Origin of the sequence: Pseudoalteromonas sp. OANN1 (assembly GCF_024124685.1) — a bacterium.
GTDB lineage: Bacteria > Pseudomonadota > Gammaproteobacteria > Enterobacterales > Alteromonadaceae > Pseudoalteromonas > Pseudoalteromonas piscicida.
Genome location: NZ_JAMXSE010000039.1, coordinates 11,882 through 32,220, shown reverse-complemented (window position 1 = coordinate 32,220; position 20,339 = coordinate 11,882). Strand labels below are relative to the sequence as shown.

At 42.3% G+C, this 20,339-nt stretch carries 15 protein-coding genes; 2 read left to right on the top strand and 13 right to left on the bottom strand.

The features are described 5' to 3' along the window. Positions 1–109 precede the first annotated feature (109 nt). On the bottom strand, positions 110–535 hold the full coding sequence (locus tag NH462_RS22570; RefSeq protein ID WP_253107801.1) for a hypothetical protein: 426 nt from the start codon (positions 533–535) through the stop codon (positions 110–112). A 355-nt stretch (positions 536–890) separates the two neighbouring features. Between NH462_RS22570 and NH462_RS22565 the strand changes: the two genes are divergently transcribed. Together NH462_RS22565 and NH462_RS22560 are read left to right on the top strand one after the other, a co-directional pair. After that, the gene (locus tag NH462_RS22565) at positions 891–1,784 is read left to right on the top strand and encodes a LysR family transcriptional regulator (RefSeq protein WP_253107800.1); all 894 of its coding nucleotides are present in this window, start codon (positions 891–893) and stop codon (positions 1,782–1,784) included. Positions 1,785–1,968: 184 nt separating this feature from the next. Further along, positions 1,969–2,766 (top strand): hypothetical protein, encoded by a 798-nt coding sequence (locus tag NH462_RS22560; protein WP_017218234.1) that lies wholly within the window; start codon positions 1,969–1,971, stop codon positions 2,764–2,766. A 143-nt stretch (positions 2,767–2,909) separates the two neighbouring features. Here NH462_RS22560 and NH462_RS22555 read toward each other — a convergent pair whose 3' ends face one another. The 12 genes from NH462_RS22555 to NH462_RS22500 form a co-directional block, all read right to left on the bottom strand. Next, entirely contained in the window at positions 2,910–4,046 is a 1,137-nt protein-coding gene (locus NH462_RS22555; protein ID WP_253107799.1) for a hypothetical protein, read from the bottom strand. 122 nt (positions 4,047–4,168) lie between these two features. After that, positions 4,169–5,677 carry a hypothetical protein gene (locus NH462_RS22550; RefSeq protein ID WP_045963290.1) on the bottom strand — a complete coding sequence of 503 codons (1,509 nt, stop codon included), beginning with the start codon at positions 5,675–5,677 and terminating at the stop codon, positions 4,169–4,171. Between the two features lie 11 nt (positions 5,678–5,688). Further along, positions 5,689–6,528: a GEVED domain-containing protein gene (locus NH462_RS22545; protein WP_010377893.1), complete on the bottom strand. Its 840-nt coding sequence runs from the start codon at positions 6,526–6,528 to the stop codon at positions 5,689–5,691. Between the two features lie 11 nt (positions 6,529–6,539). Beyond that, positions 6,540–7,787 (bottom strand): hypothetical protein, encoded by a 1,248-nt coding sequence (locus NH462_RS22540; protein WP_010377895.1) that lies wholly within the window; start codon positions 7,785–7,787, stop codon positions 6,540–6,542. Positions 7,788–7,843: 56 nt separating this feature from the next. Then, positions 7,844–9,790, bottom strand: coding sequence for a Hint domain-containing protein (locus NH462_RS22535; protein WP_253107798.1), 1,947 nt, complete (start codon positions 9,788–9,790; stop codon positions 7,844–7,846). A gap of 10 nt (positions 9,791–9,800) precedes the next feature. After that, positions 9,801–13,478 (bottom strand): PKD domain-containing protein, encoded by a 3,678-nt coding sequence (locus NH462_RS22530; RefSeq protein ID WP_253107797.1) that lies wholly within the window; start codon positions 13,476–13,478, stop codon positions 9,801–9,803. A gap of 506 nt (positions 13,479–13,984) precedes the next feature. Then, on the bottom strand, positions 13,985–14,521 hold the full coding sequence (locus NH462_RS22525) for a hypothetical protein (protein ID WP_010377903.1): 537 nt from the start codon (positions 14,519–14,521) through the stop codon (positions 13,985–13,987). A 506-nt stretch (positions 14,522–15,027) separates the two neighbouring features. Continuing rightward, positions 15,028–16,263: an ABC transporter permease gene (locus NH462_RS22520; protein WP_010377904.1), complete on the bottom strand. Its 1,236-nt coding sequence runs from the start codon at positions 16,261–16,263 to the stop codon at positions 15,028–15,030. After that, a complete protein-coding gene (locus tag NH462_RS22515) occupies positions 16,263–17,453 on the bottom strand; it encodes an HlyD family efflux transporter periplasmic adaptor subunit (RefSeq protein WP_010377906.1) in 1,191 nt (396 codons plus the stop codon). Before NH462_RS22515 ends, NH462_RS22520 begins: the two co-directional genes overlap by 1 nt. Further along, a complete protein-coding gene (locus NH462_RS22510) occupies positions 17,450–18,604 on the bottom strand; it encodes an HlyD family efflux transporter periplasmic adaptor subunit (RefSeq protein ID WP_017218227.1) in 1,155 nt (384 codons plus the stop codon). The genes NH462_RS22515 and NH462_RS22510 overlap by 4 nt, the downstream gene beginning before the upstream one ends. Continuing rightward, a complete protein-coding gene (locus NH462_RS22505) occupies positions 18,594–19,544 on the bottom strand; it encodes an HlyD family efflux transporter periplasmic adaptor subunit (protein ID WP_253107796.1) in 951 nt (316 codons plus the stop codon). Before NH462_RS22505 ends, NH462_RS22510 begins: the two co-directional genes overlap by 11 nt. Then, the gene (locus NH462_RS22500) at positions 19,526–20,212 is read right to left on the bottom strand and encodes an ABC transporter ATP-binding protein (RefSeq protein ID WP_010377912.1); all 687 of its coding nucleotides are present in this window, start codon (positions 20,210–20,212) and stop codon (positions 19,526–19,528) included. The genes NH462_RS22505 and NH462_RS22500 overlap by 19 nt, the downstream gene beginning before the upstream one ends. Positions 20,213–20,339 lie beyond the last annotated feature (127 nt).

Here is a 20,339-nt window from a genome sequence, read left to right as displayed (position 1 = left end):
GATTATATCAACGGATATTATAACAACGTTAGGCCTCATCATTATAATGCTGGTTTAGCGCCAAATGAATCTGAGGTTAGATACCAAGATTCTAAAACTGTGGCCAAAATTAGTTGACCACTACAAAGCTTGAGAGTGGAGCGTACGCACTTAGATTGACAGTTAACTCTTGTGAGCTTGAGGCCCCTTTGTCGTCTGTCGCGGTTAGCTTAAATGTTAGCGTGGTCGCTTCATTGATGTCAGGCGCACGAAATTCGAGCGTTTCGCTAGTGTTGTTTGTTAGCTCAACAGTTGTACCTGCTGTCTGCTCCCAAAGCAAAGTTTCAATCGGACCATCTTCATCTGTTACGGTCGCAACGGCTGTGATTGAGTCTCTTTCCATCGCAGTAATTGGTGCTATGGTCGCAATTACTGGTGCTTTATTTGTTGATGCGACGGGTGTATCGCTTTTGTCACTGCCACTACCGCCGCAAGCTGCTAGAGTGGAGGTGAGTAATGAGGCTACGATTCCCTTGTATATAGCGTTTTTAATCATCTTGATATCTTATTTTGTTTTATTGAATAATCAGTGGGCGTGGGAGTGTACTTTATTTGGAAACTAGTTTCCAATAATTGCACTAACAAATAAGTTGACCTTTTTTGATTATCTTGTGGATGTTTTTTAACATGTTGTTTATTAAATAGATATAGTACTAAAAGATGTGAAATTTTGCGTTGGCTGAATTTTTATCGCTACCAGTTGGGATTCCTGAAGATGTGCGAAAAAGTTGTCGACCCCCAATGAGAATAGTGCTTATTATTTTTGAATCGGCAGACTTTTTCTCTCGATAGGCCCATGTCAAAGTGTCATGAAGCGCACTGACTGAAGGCTATAAAATTAGGATGGGTATATGGATAAGCTAAAAGCAATTACAGTATTTAGGCGCGTTGTCGAGCTTGGAAGCTTTAGCGCGGCGGCCGATGATTTGTCGTTATCAAAGGCCGCGATAAGTAAAAATATCAATGAACTTGAGGCGTATTTAAAAAGCCCCCTTATTCATAGAACCACGCGTAAGATGCATGTAACTGAGAGCGGACAGCAATACTATGACCACGTCAGGACTATTTTGGATGAATGGGCTAGTGCTGATCTTTCTATCATAGAGTCTTCGCAGCAACTTTCAGGGCTTTTAAGGGTCAATATTCCAATGTCGGTAAGCATATTAATGTTAAATCCAGCCATTTGTGAATTTATGAAACAGTACCCCGAAATATCGGTAGAAGTTGTCATGAACGACCAGTATATCGACTTGGTCGAACAAGGGATTGATATTGCAATACGTGGAGGAGAAACATTAACAGATTCCACGCTTAGGTCCAGAAAACTAACCACTATGGATCGCATCCTTTGCGCTTCTCCATCGTACTTAACACAATATGGTACACCTACAAGTCCTCAACAACTGATATTGCATAATTGCTTGGTTTATAGTCTATCTTCTTCAGCAACTAGGTGGACATTTTCGCGTGAGGACGACACTCAGGTTGTCAACATTCAGAAGAGCAATTACTCTGTTAATAACGGTTTGGCTTTAAAACAAGCAGCATTAGCTGGGCTTGGAATCATGATCCTTCCAAAAGTGTTTGTTGCAAAAGAAATAAACTCTAGTGAATTACTACCATTGTTACCGGATTGGAAAATTAGTCCCCATGCGCTCCATGCGGTTTATCCCTATCATAAAGCGCAGTCACAAAAAGTGCGTGTATTCATTGATTTCTTAACTTCCTACTTAAAATATGAATGACTCAGAGAATAGTCTAAACGCGACATAGTATGCGCGTACACTGCTGTTTTATTGTTTACTCTCAGTGTTTAATTTGTTTACTGAAACTATGTTTTTCTACTCATAATTAATACTTAGACTTGGAAAATAGGCTCGACAGTGATGGTTTTGCCTTACTTGTCTAATTGTTTGAGGAGAAATTAATATGAAGAAGTTTTCTAATTTAGTGCTTGTTGCGCTTGTTTCGGTATTGCCCCTATCAAGCTGTATCGCCAATGCTACGCAGAGCGAGGGGCAGCTTATACTGTCGTATAGTGATGGCAGAGCTGAGTCAAAGGGGATTGCGCAGGTAAATAAAGTATTACGTCGTGTCGGAGTGAGGGTGAGCACCGTGAATATTCCAGAAGAGGCTCGGCCTATTCTGGAGGTATCCAAGAAAAGGGCGATTAACGAACAAGAAAGCATGCAGTTACTGTCGTTATTTTCTTTACACCGAGGTGAGCTACTAAACGAAATCAAGCAAGCAGGGCGTCAACCGGAAATGCATCGTGGCGGATTTCTATCTACTTCAGAGATAGGCGTTGCACCTTATCCTAAGATATACGACATGAAAGCGATGAGCAGCGAAGTTAAGTCATATCTACAAGAAAAGTTTGGGAAACTACATGTCAACAGCGCTGAAAATGGCGTCGGCATCGATGAAGTGATGACGATTGTATCAGGTGGCCCATGGACGTGGTTCTTTTTACTACCAGATAACGTGATCGGTAAGCTAACGTTAGGACAGGTAAGTAATCACAGTAATGCATGGCGTATTAGCTACCCAGGACTTGTTCCACACGGAGGCTTTTTGGACTCTGAATATGGCTTAGTAGTGGCCTACGCGCACGGGCCAAAAAATTTCGTCATGCGATATGAAGATCCGAGTGTGGTGGGTGCTGAACTCTTAGGCACTAATGCATGGATTGATTTTACGTCGGAGACGCCAACATTATTAGATTAAGAATACCTCAGCGGTTCCACAGCGCTTTTTGAGGTGACGCTTAATTGCGCCATAAAAGAAGCGAGGCTATATAGCCTCATTGGTTGGAGAATAGAGTGGTAAGGACGTGCGTTAGCGCGCTCCTTTGCCTGAAGTTGGTTCGCCTAATCAACGTTTGCGATTGCGGATTCTATGCGATTTTCGCAAAGGGTAGTGCCGGGCAATGTCGCACAGTATTCGCCAGCTTGCTCGAGTCCGATGCGCTGCGTATTACGGGCAGAAATACGAGCTGTAAGCTGTTCGATTTCAAGCGGGTCTTCAGACACAGCTTTAAATGCACTTAACCTTTCTATTTCGTCATAAACTAAATCTTGATAACTTCTGAGTCTGGCAGACAGTGCAATATAGCGGTTAGATAGTGCGGTGTGACCAGCATAGGCGAGGTCATAATGGCCAGAGTCTTCATAGCTTTCGACTTCGTACTTTAAAACGTTTAAATGTTCGTCTTTAAGGTCGTCGACATACTCTCCACCGTCTAGTAAGTAGCTAAATAAATTGTCGGCGTATGTAATACAGGGAGTTAGATTATCGGTTTTGCAGTGTATGGTGCCATTTTTACTGAGTCTAGCGAGTTCTGGCGTCATACCCCCATCGGTATTCACCTGAATCGTATAAACGGCATCTTTGGTTGCCTCTTGAAATACTTTGGTTTTAGTAAAAGTTTTACTGAAAAAAAGAAATTTCACTTTGATTTTGGTCTGAAACCATTCGTATTTTGTGCGATCTTTAAAATGGAGTTTGGCGGTAACATAGATACGAGAACCAAGTTTGATATTGTGGATGAAGCTGTCACCACAGCGGTTTCTTACCTGAGTCGGATCTGTACTGAGCAGCTCGACAAAAGCGGGTTTGGTGGTTCGATTTTCAAAGTTATAACTTCCTTTTTCATAGGTTAACTCGACCGCCGAGGCAGCTGAATTTCTATTTTTGGTTACTTTCCTGCGCATGGAAAATTTGGCTGAACCACCAAAAATAACTAAATTGATACCAGCCTTTACACTACCTGTAATGGTATTGATCATGGTGTCGGAGTCAAAATCGCCACGATAAGCCAAGTCGCCCATGCTACCACCCTGAAATTGCCACTGACCATCGAGGCACGATTCAAGCGGTATGCCTAATTCCTGTTCAAATCCCTGCCCGAGTTGTTCATGCTCAGTATTTAAAGAGTAATAGGTATGTGCATTTGCATAAAAGCTTAACAGGCCACAGAGCACTATTAATATGGTTCTTAAGTGCATACATAAATTCCTGTAGATGGTTTACTGTGGGAGAGGCGAAGAAGTAATAATTCAATGTGCGACTGTTTATTACTTGCCACGCCTCAATTGGACTAATTGAGTCTTAGCGTTTTTACTACTCACTAATTTTCAAAAGCGGTTCCATAGGTTGGTAGGGCTGATTTACATGGTAGCCAAACCATCACGCCCGCAGCTGGGTCATTTGCATCAACAAAGGAAGGCGCCCAGCCCAACTGTCTAAACCCAAGTGATACATGATTTTCTTCAACACCAAAGTTTGCTGTTGCTTCTCGGGCATTTTCACATTTGAAGTATTGCGTCATGTTATCAGCTGGTATATTCAGATCGGCAAGCGTGTAGTTTTGTATGCAGCCGACACCACTACCACTACAGGTATTTAGATAATCGTTCCACGCATCTGTACAAGCTGTACCATAAGGATTATCGCGACAAACTCGAGCATATTGCTCATAAATCCATGCATTGTTGTAAGCGGCTTCTTGTACGCCTTCTGCTTTTTGACGTTGTACATCCGTCATCCAACTAGCGTATTGCGCAAGTACACCACGCGCACGGTGTTCATGATTAACCGACTTTTTGAATTGATCTTCAAGCCATAAAGTACGGTAAGTGGTTTCAAAGCGAATATCTTTATTACCTGAATCTAAACGACGTACATCTTGTGAGCTGATCTCGTAAGGCGTTGCCTTGTAACGCACTACGTTGTAATCAGATAGCGCATTAAACTGATTACCAAAGTCGTTTTTCGCATAGTTCACCGCTTGCTCAAATAAAGTAAAGCAAGGCTCGTAGTTATCGAGTGAACAGGTGATAATATTGTTAGGGATTATGCTGAGAAGCTGTTTAGGATCACCGCCTTTTTGTAAAGCTCTGACGGTAATGCGCACACTTTTCTTAAGGTCTTCGTCGATATAATTAAGCTTACCATCGACGCTAATGCCAATATTACCAGCACCGTAACTTACCCCTAAGTAACCGCCAATTTCACTTTTGTGCTGCTCACTTAAGTATTCAATTTTCATGTTAATGAGTAGCTGTGCACCGTATTCAATCTCACTGATAAATCCATCGCCTGCCATGCTCATTAGTTTACTTTGATATTCATTCGCTAACGTATTACCTGACGGGGTCAAGGTGTAACCAATGTTGGCATCCGCTGGCATAAGTACACGCTTTTTCGGTGTTAATGATGCTTGGAAAGTATAAGTATTAGAAAACTCAGTCGAGGACATTTCTTTGGCTAAGTGGCCGCCAGCTTTGACACGAATGACCGGAAAGCCAACATCAACATCAACATTACCGTTGAGTTGACGGAGTACTTCGTCATAGCTGCCATTGTTTACTAGTTCAAATTGCACACGGGTATTGCCGAGAGTCTCAACAGTTTCTCCTGCGACAGTTTGAACATTCAAAAAGCGCTTTTGGTCGCTGTTATAAGCCGTACCTAGCACAATGTGATCGTTCATCAATCCGGGAATTTCGCTTTGAAAGGTATTCACATTTTGTGCTTTTTGCATTAATTCCGCTTCGTTCACAAAATTGGAATCTGCGAATGCGAAAGGTGTAGTGCCGGCAATAAGTGCCGCGATAGTCTGTTTGTATAAGTTCATGTTGCCACCTATTACTTCACGTAAAGGAGGTAATCTTCTACCTCTCCAGAGTCTACTTCTTTACATGCGTCATTGCTGCCACCCAAGTAATCCATGGTAACGCGCATTTTCGTCATGCCCTTTTTGGCGCCCGTTGGCGGTGTAATTTCTACCTGAACTGCTTGTTCTGAGACACCTGCAAATAAGGTTTCTTTTGTATCGTTAAAATCACCATCTTGGTTCCAGTCAATAAACACATGCCAAGTTTCCGGATATGTTTCTGCACTACTAAATCCTGGGGTTAACGTTAACTGGTAGCTTCTATCGGCATATATTTTCGCAGTATCACCAACATAGTTACTGTAAAAGGTGTTGCTACTGGTGTTTTCAAGATTAGAAAACTTGACTGATTGGATAAACTCATAGGCACGTTCACGAGACTTAGTGGCGCAGTAGTTCGGCATTGCAGGTGTAACCATCACCGCGCTTATGCGATAATCTGATGGGATCTGCAAACAAGAAGTCGTTGGTGATTTACCCGCAAACCAGTTCTTTGGATTCGCATTGTCTTCATCTCCAAAGGTAAGGTATTTTGCATCAGTCCTGAGGGTACTATTTTTGTATAGCATTACTTTTTTAAGATTTGCTATTTTCTCATCATTTGGAATGGGAGTTGTGGGATCAAAGATATTATCAGAGACTTCAACCAACAACCCTGGGTAGCACTTTTCCAACCATTGAAAGCGTCCTAACGCTTGCTGTGGCGTAAGTACATCTCGAGATTCAAATAAAGTCGTATTTGCCTGCGCTGATGGTGCTACTGTCGCAGCGAATGAGGCAATTAATGTGCTGGTTAGCATGACTTTTAACATAGTCTTATTCCTTATAATTCTAGCCATTTACGGTCATACTGATGAACGCGGCCACGAGTCTGTAGCTCTCTATCGCGACAGTAATTACCAATTGGATTACGCTTACAATAATCAACGGCGTCTGCCAGAATAAATGAGTTAAAGAGCGCATTATCGCGAATGGTTTCTAATGCAGTTCGATGTGAGTTATTCAGCTCACTGGCGTAGTAATTGAGTAGGTTATCGGCACGACGATTGTCGAGAATTGCCTGTACCCAATCATCACTCATGTTTTTCAAAGCCAATTTAGTCAAGATGCTTTTGGCAGGATAGACATCATCAGGTACTAAGGGAGATAGGCTTGGTCCAGAGTCGGTATAACTTTGTGTTAAGACTCGACCAACGTTGTATTTATCTAAGGTATCAAACTGAGTAACGTAGTTAGTTTTGATGTAATCGATGCTGTTTTTAAACACGTCAAAGCATGGTGTTGGGTTTTCCATCGTACAGTTGACGAGCTGATTGGGGATCACCTTCAATAGTTCAGTTGGATCACCACCAAGCTGTAGTGCAGAAACGGTAATTTTGATGTTACGCTTCACATTTTCGTCTACTTTTTGCAGTTTACCACTGACACTGACTTTACCCGCCCAGTCCACACCAAGCTGACCCCCCCATTTGACTTTGTCTTCGTCATTTTTATATTGGAACTTGAGGTTGATCATAACTTGAGAGCCGTACTCAATCGCTGATACAAACTCATTACCAATATTATTGAATTTATCTCCAGGGTTAGCATTGACCAGATCAAGCGCCGCTTGTGTAGGTTTAAATCCGGTCTGAGGATCCGCAACTAACAGCCGTTTTTTTGGTTTTAAGGAGAGAAATAGGGTGTAAGTGCCAGTGTAGTTATCTGCGGCGTTTTGTTTTGCGTAGCTTGCGCCAACGCCAACTTTTATGACTGGAACATCAAGTGCAGCGCCTAAATTACCATCTAGCATACTAGATAGTTGGCTATAGCTCATATCTACACCGACGACAAAATCCATTTCGGTATTGCCATAGGTTTCATCAACTCGGCCAAGCACACTTTGCAGTGCATAAAAACCTTCTTTTTCACTATGGTAAGCAGTACCGAGTGTCACTGAGTCTAAATCAGAGTTATTTGCTTGGGTAGTGAACTCTGGATTAGCAATTTGATCAGCAGTAGCTGAAAAACTGCAGGCAAAAAGTCCCATTACCCCCATGGCACGTGCCAATGGAGAATATATAAATTTCATGTTGAATTCCTTACTGAGAAGTATGGCCCCTCAATAGGAGAGGCCAGATGCAGCGATTAGTTCAGGCTGTTGATGTAGTCTGTTTTCCACTTTTCAGGAAGACGTTGGAGGATCTCTTCTTCTGACATGCGTACGTCCTGATCTTTGTAGTTAAACTCATCTTGTGTAGCAAGATCGCCTACCGCCATACCATTGGCAAACATGGCAAAGTTACGTGACTCAGCTAGTTTAGAATCTGCTGTTGGAGCAAGTTTTAGGTTATAAATCTTGTCGCGATACTTCTCTTTAGTCACGCTTGTTACCAGCACCGATCCATTCTCAGTTAAGATACGATCGCCAACTTTTAGCTCTTTCGCCCAAATAATTCCTTTATTTGAGGTCGAAATTGGGTGAGTCTCGGTAGTTAAGATATCAGAGCCATCTGCGCCTTTTACGCGATACATCTTGATAGCTTCAATCCCAACCGACACATCAATAACTTGCATTGGTTCTTTAACTTGGGTATTCGAAGCAAGTGCACCTAATACCAAATCGCCTTTCGCAATGTCTTCAATAGCAAGTTGTTTGCCATCGGCCATGGTGATCATTGTGCCTGTAGCAAGACAGCTATAACCTAACTTCATCATAGGTAATACTTCACTATAGAAGTTACCAAAACGCGTTGATGTTTCTGACGTTAGTGAAACTTGGAATGCAACGGCACCACCACGTCCTTTCTTAAAGTACGGATAACCTTTAACAGCAAAGGTCATATACCAGTTTGCTTCAGCGATGTTTGAGAACAGTTTGGCATTACCAAAACGGCCCTCAGAACGTGGAATATTCCAACGGATAATCGACTCTTGGTTTACTGTATCAACTTCGAACTCCAAGTAATCGGAAAATTGCTTAACCGCGTTTTCGAGCCCTTTATAGCTTTGCTTTGTCGCGCCGCCATAGATACCTTCTTGTAGATAGATATTCGTTGGTTCATCTATACCGTTTGGCAAATCGCCTACAGTTGGATAGATTTCAGTGATTTCGTGAGGAACACGTAACTCGCCGTTGAATGGGATATTTACATCGGTAATTTCATTCGGTTCACGGTATTGATCTGCTGCGTAATCACAGTCAGTATGACTACGGTTTAAACAGATTTTAATAACCGCGTCGTTGTTTTTATCGATTGGCGCAGTCGCATTATACTTCGGACGTGTATCCAAAGATGAGCTGATCCCTACGTTAAGTGCAGAAGCCTCACCTTTTGCAGCTGGTGTAGCAGAGCCATACAGCGCTTCAAAGTGCTCCCATGAGAACGGGTATTCAGTGTACTTCATCGTCGTACTGATAGTGCCATCTTCTTGCTCTAGTTCAACGTATGAACTTGCGTAAATGGTATCTAGGTTGGGAAAGTTTGCTTTCAATGACTTCAGTGAAATAGTCGAAGTTGCAAGTGTGTCTTTACCATCTAGTACATTAAATGTAGAACCTAAAGGCGCAAGCTGATTACCATTTGCATCTTCTAACAACAAGTCGATGTAGGTCGCCTTTGTACCACCAAAGCGTGAGCTTTTTGCACGTACAATGAGATAAGGCTCGTTTGTATCAGACGAAATAGCTAAGTTCATATCCAAGAAGAAATGTGCTTCTTTAATGATATCCACTTCAGTTTCACTAACTGGCGGCACTTCAGAGGTGGTCATATTCATTTTGGCTGATAAGTGCTGTCCTTTTGCTACATCTAGCGTTTTGTGTAGCTGTGGGAACTCGCTCTCAATACGGTTTGCTTTTATTAAGCGTGACTTCGCCAATTGATAGTGCTGCGGATTGGACATATCGAGTTTACGGATCCCGAATTGGTCTGGCTGAGTTACTGCGATACCCTGGGTTGCAGCAGGACCAGACTTCTGTTTCGACGCCGTGGTAGTCGGTTGTTCATTAACACTGTTGCTAGCAGCAACCGCATTGCTGACTGCTAACGCGATTGCAAGCGGCATGAGCACCTTTTTGTTTAGTTTTTTCATTTTATTTTCCTTAATTCTTATAGATTTCTACAAGGTAGTCTTCAATTTCTCCGCTCCCCGAGGTCGCGGCACTGCTATAGTCAGAGCAAGGATCGATACTATTTACTCTGCTAAATCCGTAATACTGCAAAATTCTCATTCGAGTCGTTGTGACAGGTTGTGACAGCTTATTGCTTGGAATGCTAAATTCACCCTCAACATAGCCTTTACCGTAGTCTTGGTTAGTTTGGTCAAAATCCATAACCAGCAACTCTGATTTGTTGTTTCTCCAATCGCCATCGCCAAATTGACCGTCGCCGTTTAAATCTATCCAGATGTGGTAGTTTTCAGCGAAGGCTTCATTGCCTGCATAACCTGCCTCAATACGATAAGTATTATTCTGTGTGGCATAGAGCTTAATTGGATTGTTAGGATTAACGACACCAGGTTGCTGTGCATTGCTAAATGGACCATCTTGATTGAAAGTCACGTTACTGATGTGTTCATAATCGGTCAGACCTACAGCCGTGCAATATTCAACAGGTTGTGTTGATTTAAGCTCTAGCAGCATATTTTTGGTACCTGTAACTCGGCTTCCCCAATCATCCCAAATAGGTTTGTTGTAACTAATAGTTAGGCTTGCGCTAAAGTTACCTGCGGCTTGATAGGTGTGTTCGGTGTCTTGGCCAAAATTACCAGTTTGCGTAAGTGTTGAGCCATCTCCAAAGTTCCATTCCAATGTTACATCTGGGTATCTTGCAGCATTATCAGGTTTTGTGGTGGTATTACTAAAGCTGACCTTAAACGTACCGTCTGCTTGTTCGCTTACCGTGTAGCTCACTTCAGGAGTAAAGCTCGTTTCGCCAATTTTCACTGTTTCAGTGGTAGATTGTGTACCATCAGCATGATTAATTGTGAGTGTGATCGTGTACTCGCCATCGGCTTGATAGGTGTGCTGAGTGTCTCTTACTGAAGACGTGACACCATCTCCAAATTGCCACTGTATCGTGCTACCTTTAGGGATAACACTCTGATTTGTATCTACATATACTGTGCTACCGGATTTACGAGGTGTGAATCTTGCCGTGATAGTGGTGTTAAACTGAACTTGTTTGTTCCAGCTTCCAATTACCTTGTTGAATCTGTCATATGCTTTTAGCTCAACCGCATAGTTGCCAGATTGCGCATATTGGTGAATAGGCGACTTTTCACTACTGGTTGTGCCATCGCCAAATTTCCAATGCCAACGTTTAACACGTGCATCGACAGTATTGTTTTCAAAGCTAATCTGATTGACACCTTGGCTTGTGCTGATCCTTAAATCAACAGGATCTGTGTTTTCAATGAGCTTCACTGTGTAGTCTTCAACTTCGCCCCAAGACATGTCGCCACACGCGGATTTCACTAGACCAAATGACACCATAGTTCGAAGGCGGTAGCTTTGGTTTAGCTCACCACTCAATGAGATCTCGCCAGTCAATTGCGTTTTACTGCTGCCAAAAAGTACGAGTTCTTCCGTCTTATGGAATAAGCCATCATTATCTTTGTCTAACCAGACATAAAAGTTCTTTGTCTTGTCTTGAGTATCTGGATGGGGTGCTGCGGTTAGCGTTACATTGAGTGCTTTACCATCCTTAACTTCGACTACATCATATGAGTAGTCGCTATAATTACTTGATGTAGAATCGTTTTTGTAGCTGTTCAACGAAACTGATGATAAGTAGTACTTGCTATGATTGATGCCTTGCGCGGGGCAATAGTCTTCAAAAACTTCAATAGGCAGCATAAAAGTATCAGACTGGCCAGAGGGGGCGATGGCGGTCAGTTCAACATTGTATTCGCCCGCAGTAGTATAGTTATGTGTGGGCTCAAAGGCGCTACTTTGTGCACTTCCATCACCAAAATTCCACTGCCATTGCCAGCCTTCGCTGCTACTAGCCGAAACTTGCTGGCCGTCACGACGGGTTAAGTTCTTAAAATCAAAAGCTAAGAATTGACGATCAAAGCCAAGTTCGCTCTCGAGTCCACGGTCTACCTTCAAACCTATACCGACTTGTGCAAATGCCTTACGTACGTGGTTTTGTAATTGAGTAGCTTGCCAGTGGCTACCATCTTGCTTTTTAACCCCATCTTGAGTCAGTTGATCAGTTACCGTGTGAGTTTGTCTCATTACACAATCAGCACCAGTAAGATAAGTACTATTGCTGGTCCAGCAGTTTTTATTTGCGTTAGCAAACAAGATAAAGGCGTACTTTGTATTCCACGGTGAGGTTTCGTTGTCTAGATCAGCAGTAGTGAGGTAATAAAAAGCTTTGTTAAATACGCCTGCGCCATGGTGAGAAGTGACTGAGTCGTCATAGTCCTCAACATGATCAATTGAATTTCCATCTAGCGTAGGAGTTTTGAAATAACGTAGTGCATCATCAAGGCGGAACGTTTCGTGATTACTTTTCCAATCATTCGTGCCAGAGTAGAAGAATTCAGCTGCTTCACCCGCCATATCAGAAAAGGCTTCATTGATGGCACGAGCTTGGCCTGTCAGCATTGATTTTGGCGTATTTGAGCCATACTCTTCGGTAAAACCGTGAGCGATTTCATGGGCAACTACATCCAAGGAAACCATAGGGTAGAAGAGGTAGTCACCATCACCAAAATAGACCTCGCCATTTTCATAAAATGCCTGATCCATGTTTAGTCCGTAATGGACATTTTGAATTATCTTTTTATTAAAGTAGGGTTTATGTCCAAGATACGCCTCGAACATCAAGCTTGCTGTTTGTCCATGATGATGAGCATCATTTAAGGCAGAGCGAGCACCGTGATATTCTTTATAGTCATTGCGAGTTGAATCTGAGCAGTTATAGCTATAAGGCGTATTAACTTGGGCTGTACCGTGATTGTAGTTTCTGGTCTCAACGTTTTTTGCATCAAATAAGCAGTTGGTTTGCTGAGCATCAGTTTCCATGGCGACAACAAAGGTCTTTGGTGGGTAGGAAACGTAATCAGCTTGTTGATAATCTGGACGTGAAACCTTGTCATTACCAGATGGCCCGCTTCCGCCTTCATACACAACGCGCTGCAATACATCAGATTGGCTGATAAGCTCGTTTGTTGTTAAATCTACAAAAGCAAGGATCCTTTGTGGCTTAAAAGGACCAGACTTAAAGTCGGTGAAAAAAGCAAGCTTGGCAGCATGTCGGGCTTTGCCCTGAGCATCTATATAAATTACTTCTTCTACTGATGAACGTCTAAAAATTCTAGGGCGTTCACTGTTAAACTGAGAAATGACTGAGTCTAAAGCTGCGCTAAGTTGTGCTTCAGAAACAGATGCGAGCGTGGGTATATCTTTAGCGACGTTAACAATGAGATCACCATAAACTTGCTCAACAGTTCCGTTCTCGTCTGTCAGCACAACAAGGTCATGATTCCAGATTGGAATATTCTGGTATTTTTGAGTTATGGTATGGCTTTGCTTCGTTTGACCTACTTGGCTTTTATGAAACGTAAGCGTGTGACCTGCGTATTGCGCTGCAAATGTTTTCAGCGTGAGTAGATAGTTTTGATTAGAATCATCACCAAATGTGGATTGTTTTTGTTGTAAAGTTGGCGCAATTTTCTGCGTGTCATTGAATAAAGAGACGCGTTCAGCGCCGTGACAATACATACTTATCGCTGATGCTAAAACGCACAGAGACTTTAACCCTTGCATGTTAACTCCATAATTATTTTGAAGATTCCTTCCCACTAAAACGCAACTACTCAGTACATGAGATAAAAGAGCGAATGAGTGCGGCTGATTATTAGTGCTATTACTTTGAGCACAAACTCTAAGGTAATAAAGAATTTCAAATAAATAAATAACAAAAAATAAACAAAATAATAACTTTATGTTTTCGTTGGGAATTTAGGGGGAGGTTTTATTTTTGTTATTTTTATCTAACTAATTATTATTGTTGAATAAATCTAAATTTTTTTAGAGCTTATAAAAAACTAAGAGCAGCTCATACGCTAGGGGAGGTAGTCATCATTTTGTAATGTAAGGTAAATTTTAATGCTGGCAGATTTACTGTTCGTTCCTTTATTAGGAGCTTTTGCGCAATATTGATGAAATAAAATGAATAAGAAGCGTTGTTTGGGGTTGCTTGATTAAAGAGGAAATTGGTCTGGTAAAAAGTACCTAGCTGCTATACAAGTACTAGGTACTTTTTGTGATCTTTATTGAACGGTTACATTAATGTAGTTAGTAACAAAGGGCGATATCTCAATAGTTCCTGTCGCATAGACTTTTTTACCTACATCTTCACCTTTTATCTTTATATAGTATTGGCCAGCTGGAATAACAATGTCAGAGTAATGGCGTGTGCCAAAGTGAATAGTATCACCTTTGACCAACCAGCCCTCGGGTGAAACTTCGTATAGATAGCCTTCACACCTTATTTTTCCAATTCGCGGATGTTTGCATTCATTAAACTTAAGTCTGGTTTTACCACTTGGATTCTTTGCCGTTTTCACAAATGCCAATGAGCCATAGTCTCGAGCCGTTTTCGTTGCTTGATGAGGCCATACGTCTTCTTTTTCGACTGAATAATCGTTACTTGAGCCACTACCAGTTGCTGAAACGACGGTCCCTGAACTGCCAAAAATACCATTAATGGCGCCGTCTACACCGTCGTTAACTACACGATTGATATCATTACTTTTACATGCGGTAAGAGAGATAAGTGAAAGTGCGATAAGTGTTACTTTTTTCATTATTTGTCCTTGAAGTTCCATTCGCATCAGCATTTTTACTTAATGTTAGCTGCTTTCTTCAATGCTTAGTAAGTAACATATTCAAAGACTTACTAAGCTGTAAAACTAACACAAAGCAATACGAGCATTCTTTGCTCATACAATGCTTCCAGTTATTTTTGATTTAAATCGCATAAAAGTTTACCTTGTGGCGAAAAAAAGTCCAACAAAAAGCATGCTAGTTAACCTGAATTCGGGATAAGAAGTAAGTTAATCCACTAAAATCACTAAGTTCAAAAGCATAATATCACTCTAGCCAGGAGTTATTTCTTAATACAAGGCAAATTTGTGCGTCAATAGCTGGCCTATTGCAAGCAAATTTAACGCAGTAGTAAGGGATAACGGCTGCTAGAGAACAAGTTGTTATCCCGAGTTCCGGGTAGTTAATGACTCTAGTCATTGAACAGCATGCGAAAAAGTATATTAGACTTGAAATATGAAGAAGGTGTTAGTGCCTCCTTTATTGGTTAGTCACTTTGCAGTGCTTCGATTGGGTCTAGCTTTGAAGCCTTAATGGCCGGATATACCCCAAATGTTAAACCGACTAAAGCACAAATACTAAAAGATAGGAAAATAGCACTTAGAGACCAAGATACCGCCCAATTTGAGTAAAATGCAATTATCTCTGAAAGTAAAATACCAAACACCACACCGAGTAGTCCGCCTAATATCGAGATGGTAAAGCTCTCTGTAATAAACTGGACTTGAATATTTTTCCGAGTGGCGCCTATTGCGCGTAATAAGCCAATTTCTTTGGTTCGTTCAAGTACGGTTGCGAGCATGATATTCATAATACCAATACCACCAACAAGGAGCGATATACCAGCAACGCAAGACATGACCATATTAAAAATAGCCTGTGTTTGTTTTTGCTGAGCAAGCAAAGCTGCGGGAATGGTTAGCCTATAGTCATCAATATCGCTATGGCGATTGGTTAATATGTTAGTGATAGCTTGAGATGCCAAAATTGGACTCTGAGATTTGTCGATGGCAAGTTTTAGTTCGGTAACCTCTGGCTCAAGTAGTCCTTTATTAAAGCGATGGATGGCGGTTGTTAGCGGAACAAAAATACGGCTTTGTTCACCACCTAGAGCAACGCCTTGAAACTCCTTTTTGTTCAGGTGCGGTGCTTGCAAAATGCCAACAACCTCAAACCATAAATGGTTAATTTTTACTTGTTGCCCAACAGCGCTCCCGAGGGGAAATAGGGTTTTTGCGGTATTTGCGCCGAGTAATGCAACCTGCCTATATTCCTTGCTATCTTCAGTATTTAGTAGGCGACCAGCCGCGAGTTCATAATGCGCAAGACTAAAATAGTTTGCTGTTACGCCTGCGGCTTCGCCTTCAAAGCTGCCGAATTCGCTAAATATCTGGTAGGTATCCACCAGTCGCTCAGCCGAAAAGTCGGTCACAAATGGCAGGGCGTCGACAATCACTTGGCCGTCTAATAGATTAAGACCTTGCGAGTGTTTTCGTTGTTCTTTTAGGTCATTTTCTTCAATGTCTTTGGCGCTGACAATAACATTATTGATCCCCATAGAATCGATCATTTTAAGCGCTTCGCGTTCTGCACCTTCACCGATGTTTAACATGGCAATAACGGCACCCACACCAAAAATCATCCCGAGCAAGGTCAATAAGGTTCTGAGCTTATGCTGCTTTAATTGCACAATGGCATCGGTAAATAAATCCAAATATTTCATTACAGTTCCTTATTCGCGACGAGTGCAATTTGTTGCTTGGGAGATAAGCCTGCCAGTACTTCAGTATGGCTTAGGTTGCTTTGGCCTAATTCCACTTTTACGCGTTTAAACTGGCTACCGTCTTTAACTTGAACAAAAAATGCGTTGTTATCATTGATCACGCTATGTTTAGGCACGAGTAACGCTTGTTTATTTTCTTGGACAAATACCGTAGCAAGCACCTTATTACCAGGTTTAAAGTGGGCTGGAGTCTCATCAAGGCTCGCTATGATCTCATAGTATTTTTGTGGATCTCCGCGGCGAATAGATTGTGGGTAAGGTGATACTTTTGTGACTTTACCATCAAAGCGCTCATCGCTATTGGAGAGCAGGGTAAACATAACCTTTTGGCCAATCGCAAGGCCAAGCGCTTCTTTTTCATGAACGAAAAGCTTAGCTTGCAGAGATGAAATATCTGGTAACCCCCCGATCTTTTGCCCAGGCCATAGCGCTTGGCCTGATTTGGGTTTCTCTCCACGCCAATCGGCACTGAGGGTAAGTAAGCCATCGTGTGGCGCGATTACTTCAAGACCTGCTAAGTTTGCGTTGTACATCGCAATTTTGCTTTCATGCTGTTTTGATTGCAGTTTTAACAGTTCCATTTCTCCAAGAGCTGAAGATGAAAACTGCTCTGTCTGCCAGCCAAAATAAGCCTCTTTTGCATTGAGATATTCAACATTTTGCATTTGATCTAAAATGTCGAGCTTTGAGCGGATCCGTTCATCGTCAACTGAAAAGGTCTCGGCAAAGTGTTTCTCTTCACTGACGATAACTTTGTCGCTATCCAAATGGGACTTTCTCGTGGTTAAATCACTATCGGTGACTGTGATATCTTGTGCGACTTTGCCTTTGTCGAATTCACTAAAGCGTTTTCGTCTTTCTAATTGGCTACCATCGAAGCGTGCAATAATATCGCCTTTTTTCACCTGAGTGTACTCAGGCATGATCCATGCAAGGGTCTGAGCCCCTCTTGCTGAGGTTGGGGCGGATATAACAGTTTCACTTGCGGCTTGTAATTCTCCCTCTGCATCCACAGTAATCGAAAATGGCTTTGACTCTACGGTATATAGGAGTTGCGCTGGCTGCTCAGGTGCTTCTTGGCAGCCAAGTAACCATAGTGAGACAATAACTGCGAGTAATGTTTTTCTCATAGCTTTACCTCCACGCCTTGACTAATTCCAGAAGAAATCACGGCAAGTGTCGGTGTGGTATAAGAGACGGTTACCTCTTTCTCTCCGCTGTTTGTGTTTACAAGCACTTTACCCGCACTTTGTTTTAAGGCGCTCAATGGCACGGTTAAGGCGTTATCAAGTTGTGCTGTCATTATTTCTACACGAGCACTCAAGCCTGGCCGCAGCTTTTCGGGATCGACTTTGTCCAGCTCAATAATAGCATCAACAATGCGGCTTTTATCTTGATGCGACTTTTCTCTAAAAGCTTTTCCTATTTCAACGAGTGTTCCGCCGATAACATAACCGTCGGCGCTGTCTATGGTAACTTTGACCTTTTGCCCCAATGTAATCCGTCCAAAATCGGCTTCTTTAATTTGTGCTTTTACTTGCATTTGCTCAATAACTGATAGCTCAACAACAGGTTGACCAAATTGCATGGACTCGCCAACACTGGGCTTTTCACCTTCCCAGTTTGCTCGATATGCAACTAACCCATCCATTGGCGCTTTTACTTGTAAACGCTCTATATCACGTTTTAGCTCTTTTACTTCAGCATCCGTTCGCGCAACCTTGCTTCTTGCCATTTGGATACTCAGCTCTTTGTTGTTTAGGTGAAAGGCGAGTTTACTGCGGGCAAGCTCTAAATCATTGGTTGCAATGGTGAAATCGATTTGCGCCTTCTTTCGGTCATTGTCTGAGCGTGAGTTATCTATGATCTCTGCGCGGCGTTTTGCCTTATCGAAGTTCATTTGCGCTTCAGCGAGTGCGAGTTTGTATTCTTCTTCTTGCTTCTCGACTTGAGCTTGCTTATTTTCCAGTTCTTTTTGCGCTTGGCTTAGCTTCGAATTGTATTCCATTAAGCGATCTCTAACGGTTTGATCGTCAAATGAAACAACAATTTGGCCTTTTTGAACCGTGGTATTTTCAGGCATTAACTGTTTTATTTTGTATTGCCACATACGCTTGATTGAAGGAGGGGCTATCAACGCTCGGCTTTTTGATTCCAATTCACCATTCGCTTCTACTGTGATAGTGATTGGCTGTGCCTTAACGATATGTATATCGCTGGGGGCCTGACTGCAGCCTAGTAAATAGAGTGGAATGATGACTGCCAGTAACTTAACTTTCATTTTTCTCTCCTGGCAAAGTTATGCTTCCGCTCATGCCCGGTAGTAGTGGCAAATCGGTGTTGAATGTGAACTTAGCTCGGTAATACATGCCTTGGCCCCAGTCTTGGCGCTTTTCAGGTTGTGTTGATAGCTCAGTGAGCGTACTAGGCGTTGATGAGGAGCGAAAGGCGTCAAACTTTAAATCGGCAGTTTGACCCTCCTTAATACCAATAGCATCTACTTCATGGATCCATGCTTCTAGATACAGACCCGCTGTAGAAGGGATTTCTGCTATTTTCCAACCCGGTTGTACAGTTGCGCCAGCAAACAACTTGTTGCCATTCCAAGGGTGATCAGCATACAGAATAGGGCCGCTATTACTAGCCGTTAGACTCATTTTCTCGAGCTGCTCTTGGTTGTGCGTGAGACTTGCTTCTAACCGCCTTATCTCCAGTTGCTGTTTCTGAGTATTTGCCTTTGCTTCAGTTTCGGCCTTGCTTAAACTGATTTCGGCTTTATGGTTTTCGATAATCGCTTTTTCTAACGTCAGCTGGTGTTGCTCGTAGTCGTAGGTGCTGATATTGGCTTTTGGCACGCTAGCATCTATTTTGGCTCTTTCGACGAGCAAAATGGTTTTTTTCAACTGAAACTGAGCTTCGAGTATCTTTTGGGCGCCGTCTTGCTCAATTCGTTTGTACTCATCTTTTGCAGCATCGAGCGCCACTTTATCTTGGTCGATTGAGGTCGCGATAGAGCCGGAATCATAGACGACGACGATGTCACCCTCATTAGCAACTTCACCCTCGGGCAGCATCCATTGAATTTGAATTTTCCACGAGTCGCTCATCGGCGCGTGAAAGATCTGAGTTTCACCTGCTTTAATAACACCCGAGACGATAATTGGTTTGGCAAAAGCCTGCAAAGAGGTGAGTAGGGCGATGCTTATAATATAGCTGCGCATTGGCTATCCTCCACTTTCTCACCATCTTTCATTCTGATGATACGCTCGGCATATGCTGCAATATCGTCTTCATGCGTTACCATTACGATGGTGTGGCCTTGTTGGTGTAGCTGACATAGTAATTCCATGATCTCATGCGAGGTTTTACTATCTAAGTTACCAGTTGGTTCATCGGCAAAAATGACTTTTGGCTCATTAATGAGTGCCCGTGCAATGGCAACACGTTGGCGTTGTCCGCCAGACATTTCGAAGGGTTTGTGATGTGCTCTGCTATCAAGACCTACTTTCTTTAGCATGGCAAGTCCGCGACTTTTTGCCTCTGATGGAGAAGTCTCGGTGTACCTTAGCGGTAAGATGACATTTTCCAGCGCGGTCAGGCGAGTAAGTAGGTGGAATGTTTGAAAGATAAAGCCAATTTTTTGATTTCTAATTTGTGATAAGGCCTCATCTTCAACGGCCTGAATTTCTTGATTAGCAAGATAGTAAGAGCCGGAGGTTGGAGAGTCTAAGCAGCCAAGTATATTCATTAATGTAGACTTTCCAGAGCCAGAAGACCCCATTACTGCGACAAATTCACCTTCCATTACTTCTAGAGAAACTGATTTTAGTGCATGCACTTGTGTCTCTCCGCTTCCGTATACTCGGCTTAAGTTTTCGACCCGAATCATTGTAGATTATAATCCCTTGTTTTTTATTATATTTTATTTTTGGTTTAGAGGTGTTTAACCTTGTACCTAAATTTGAGTGTAACTGTTGTGCAGGATAGAGTAAACCGAGAAGGTATTAGACGAAAAG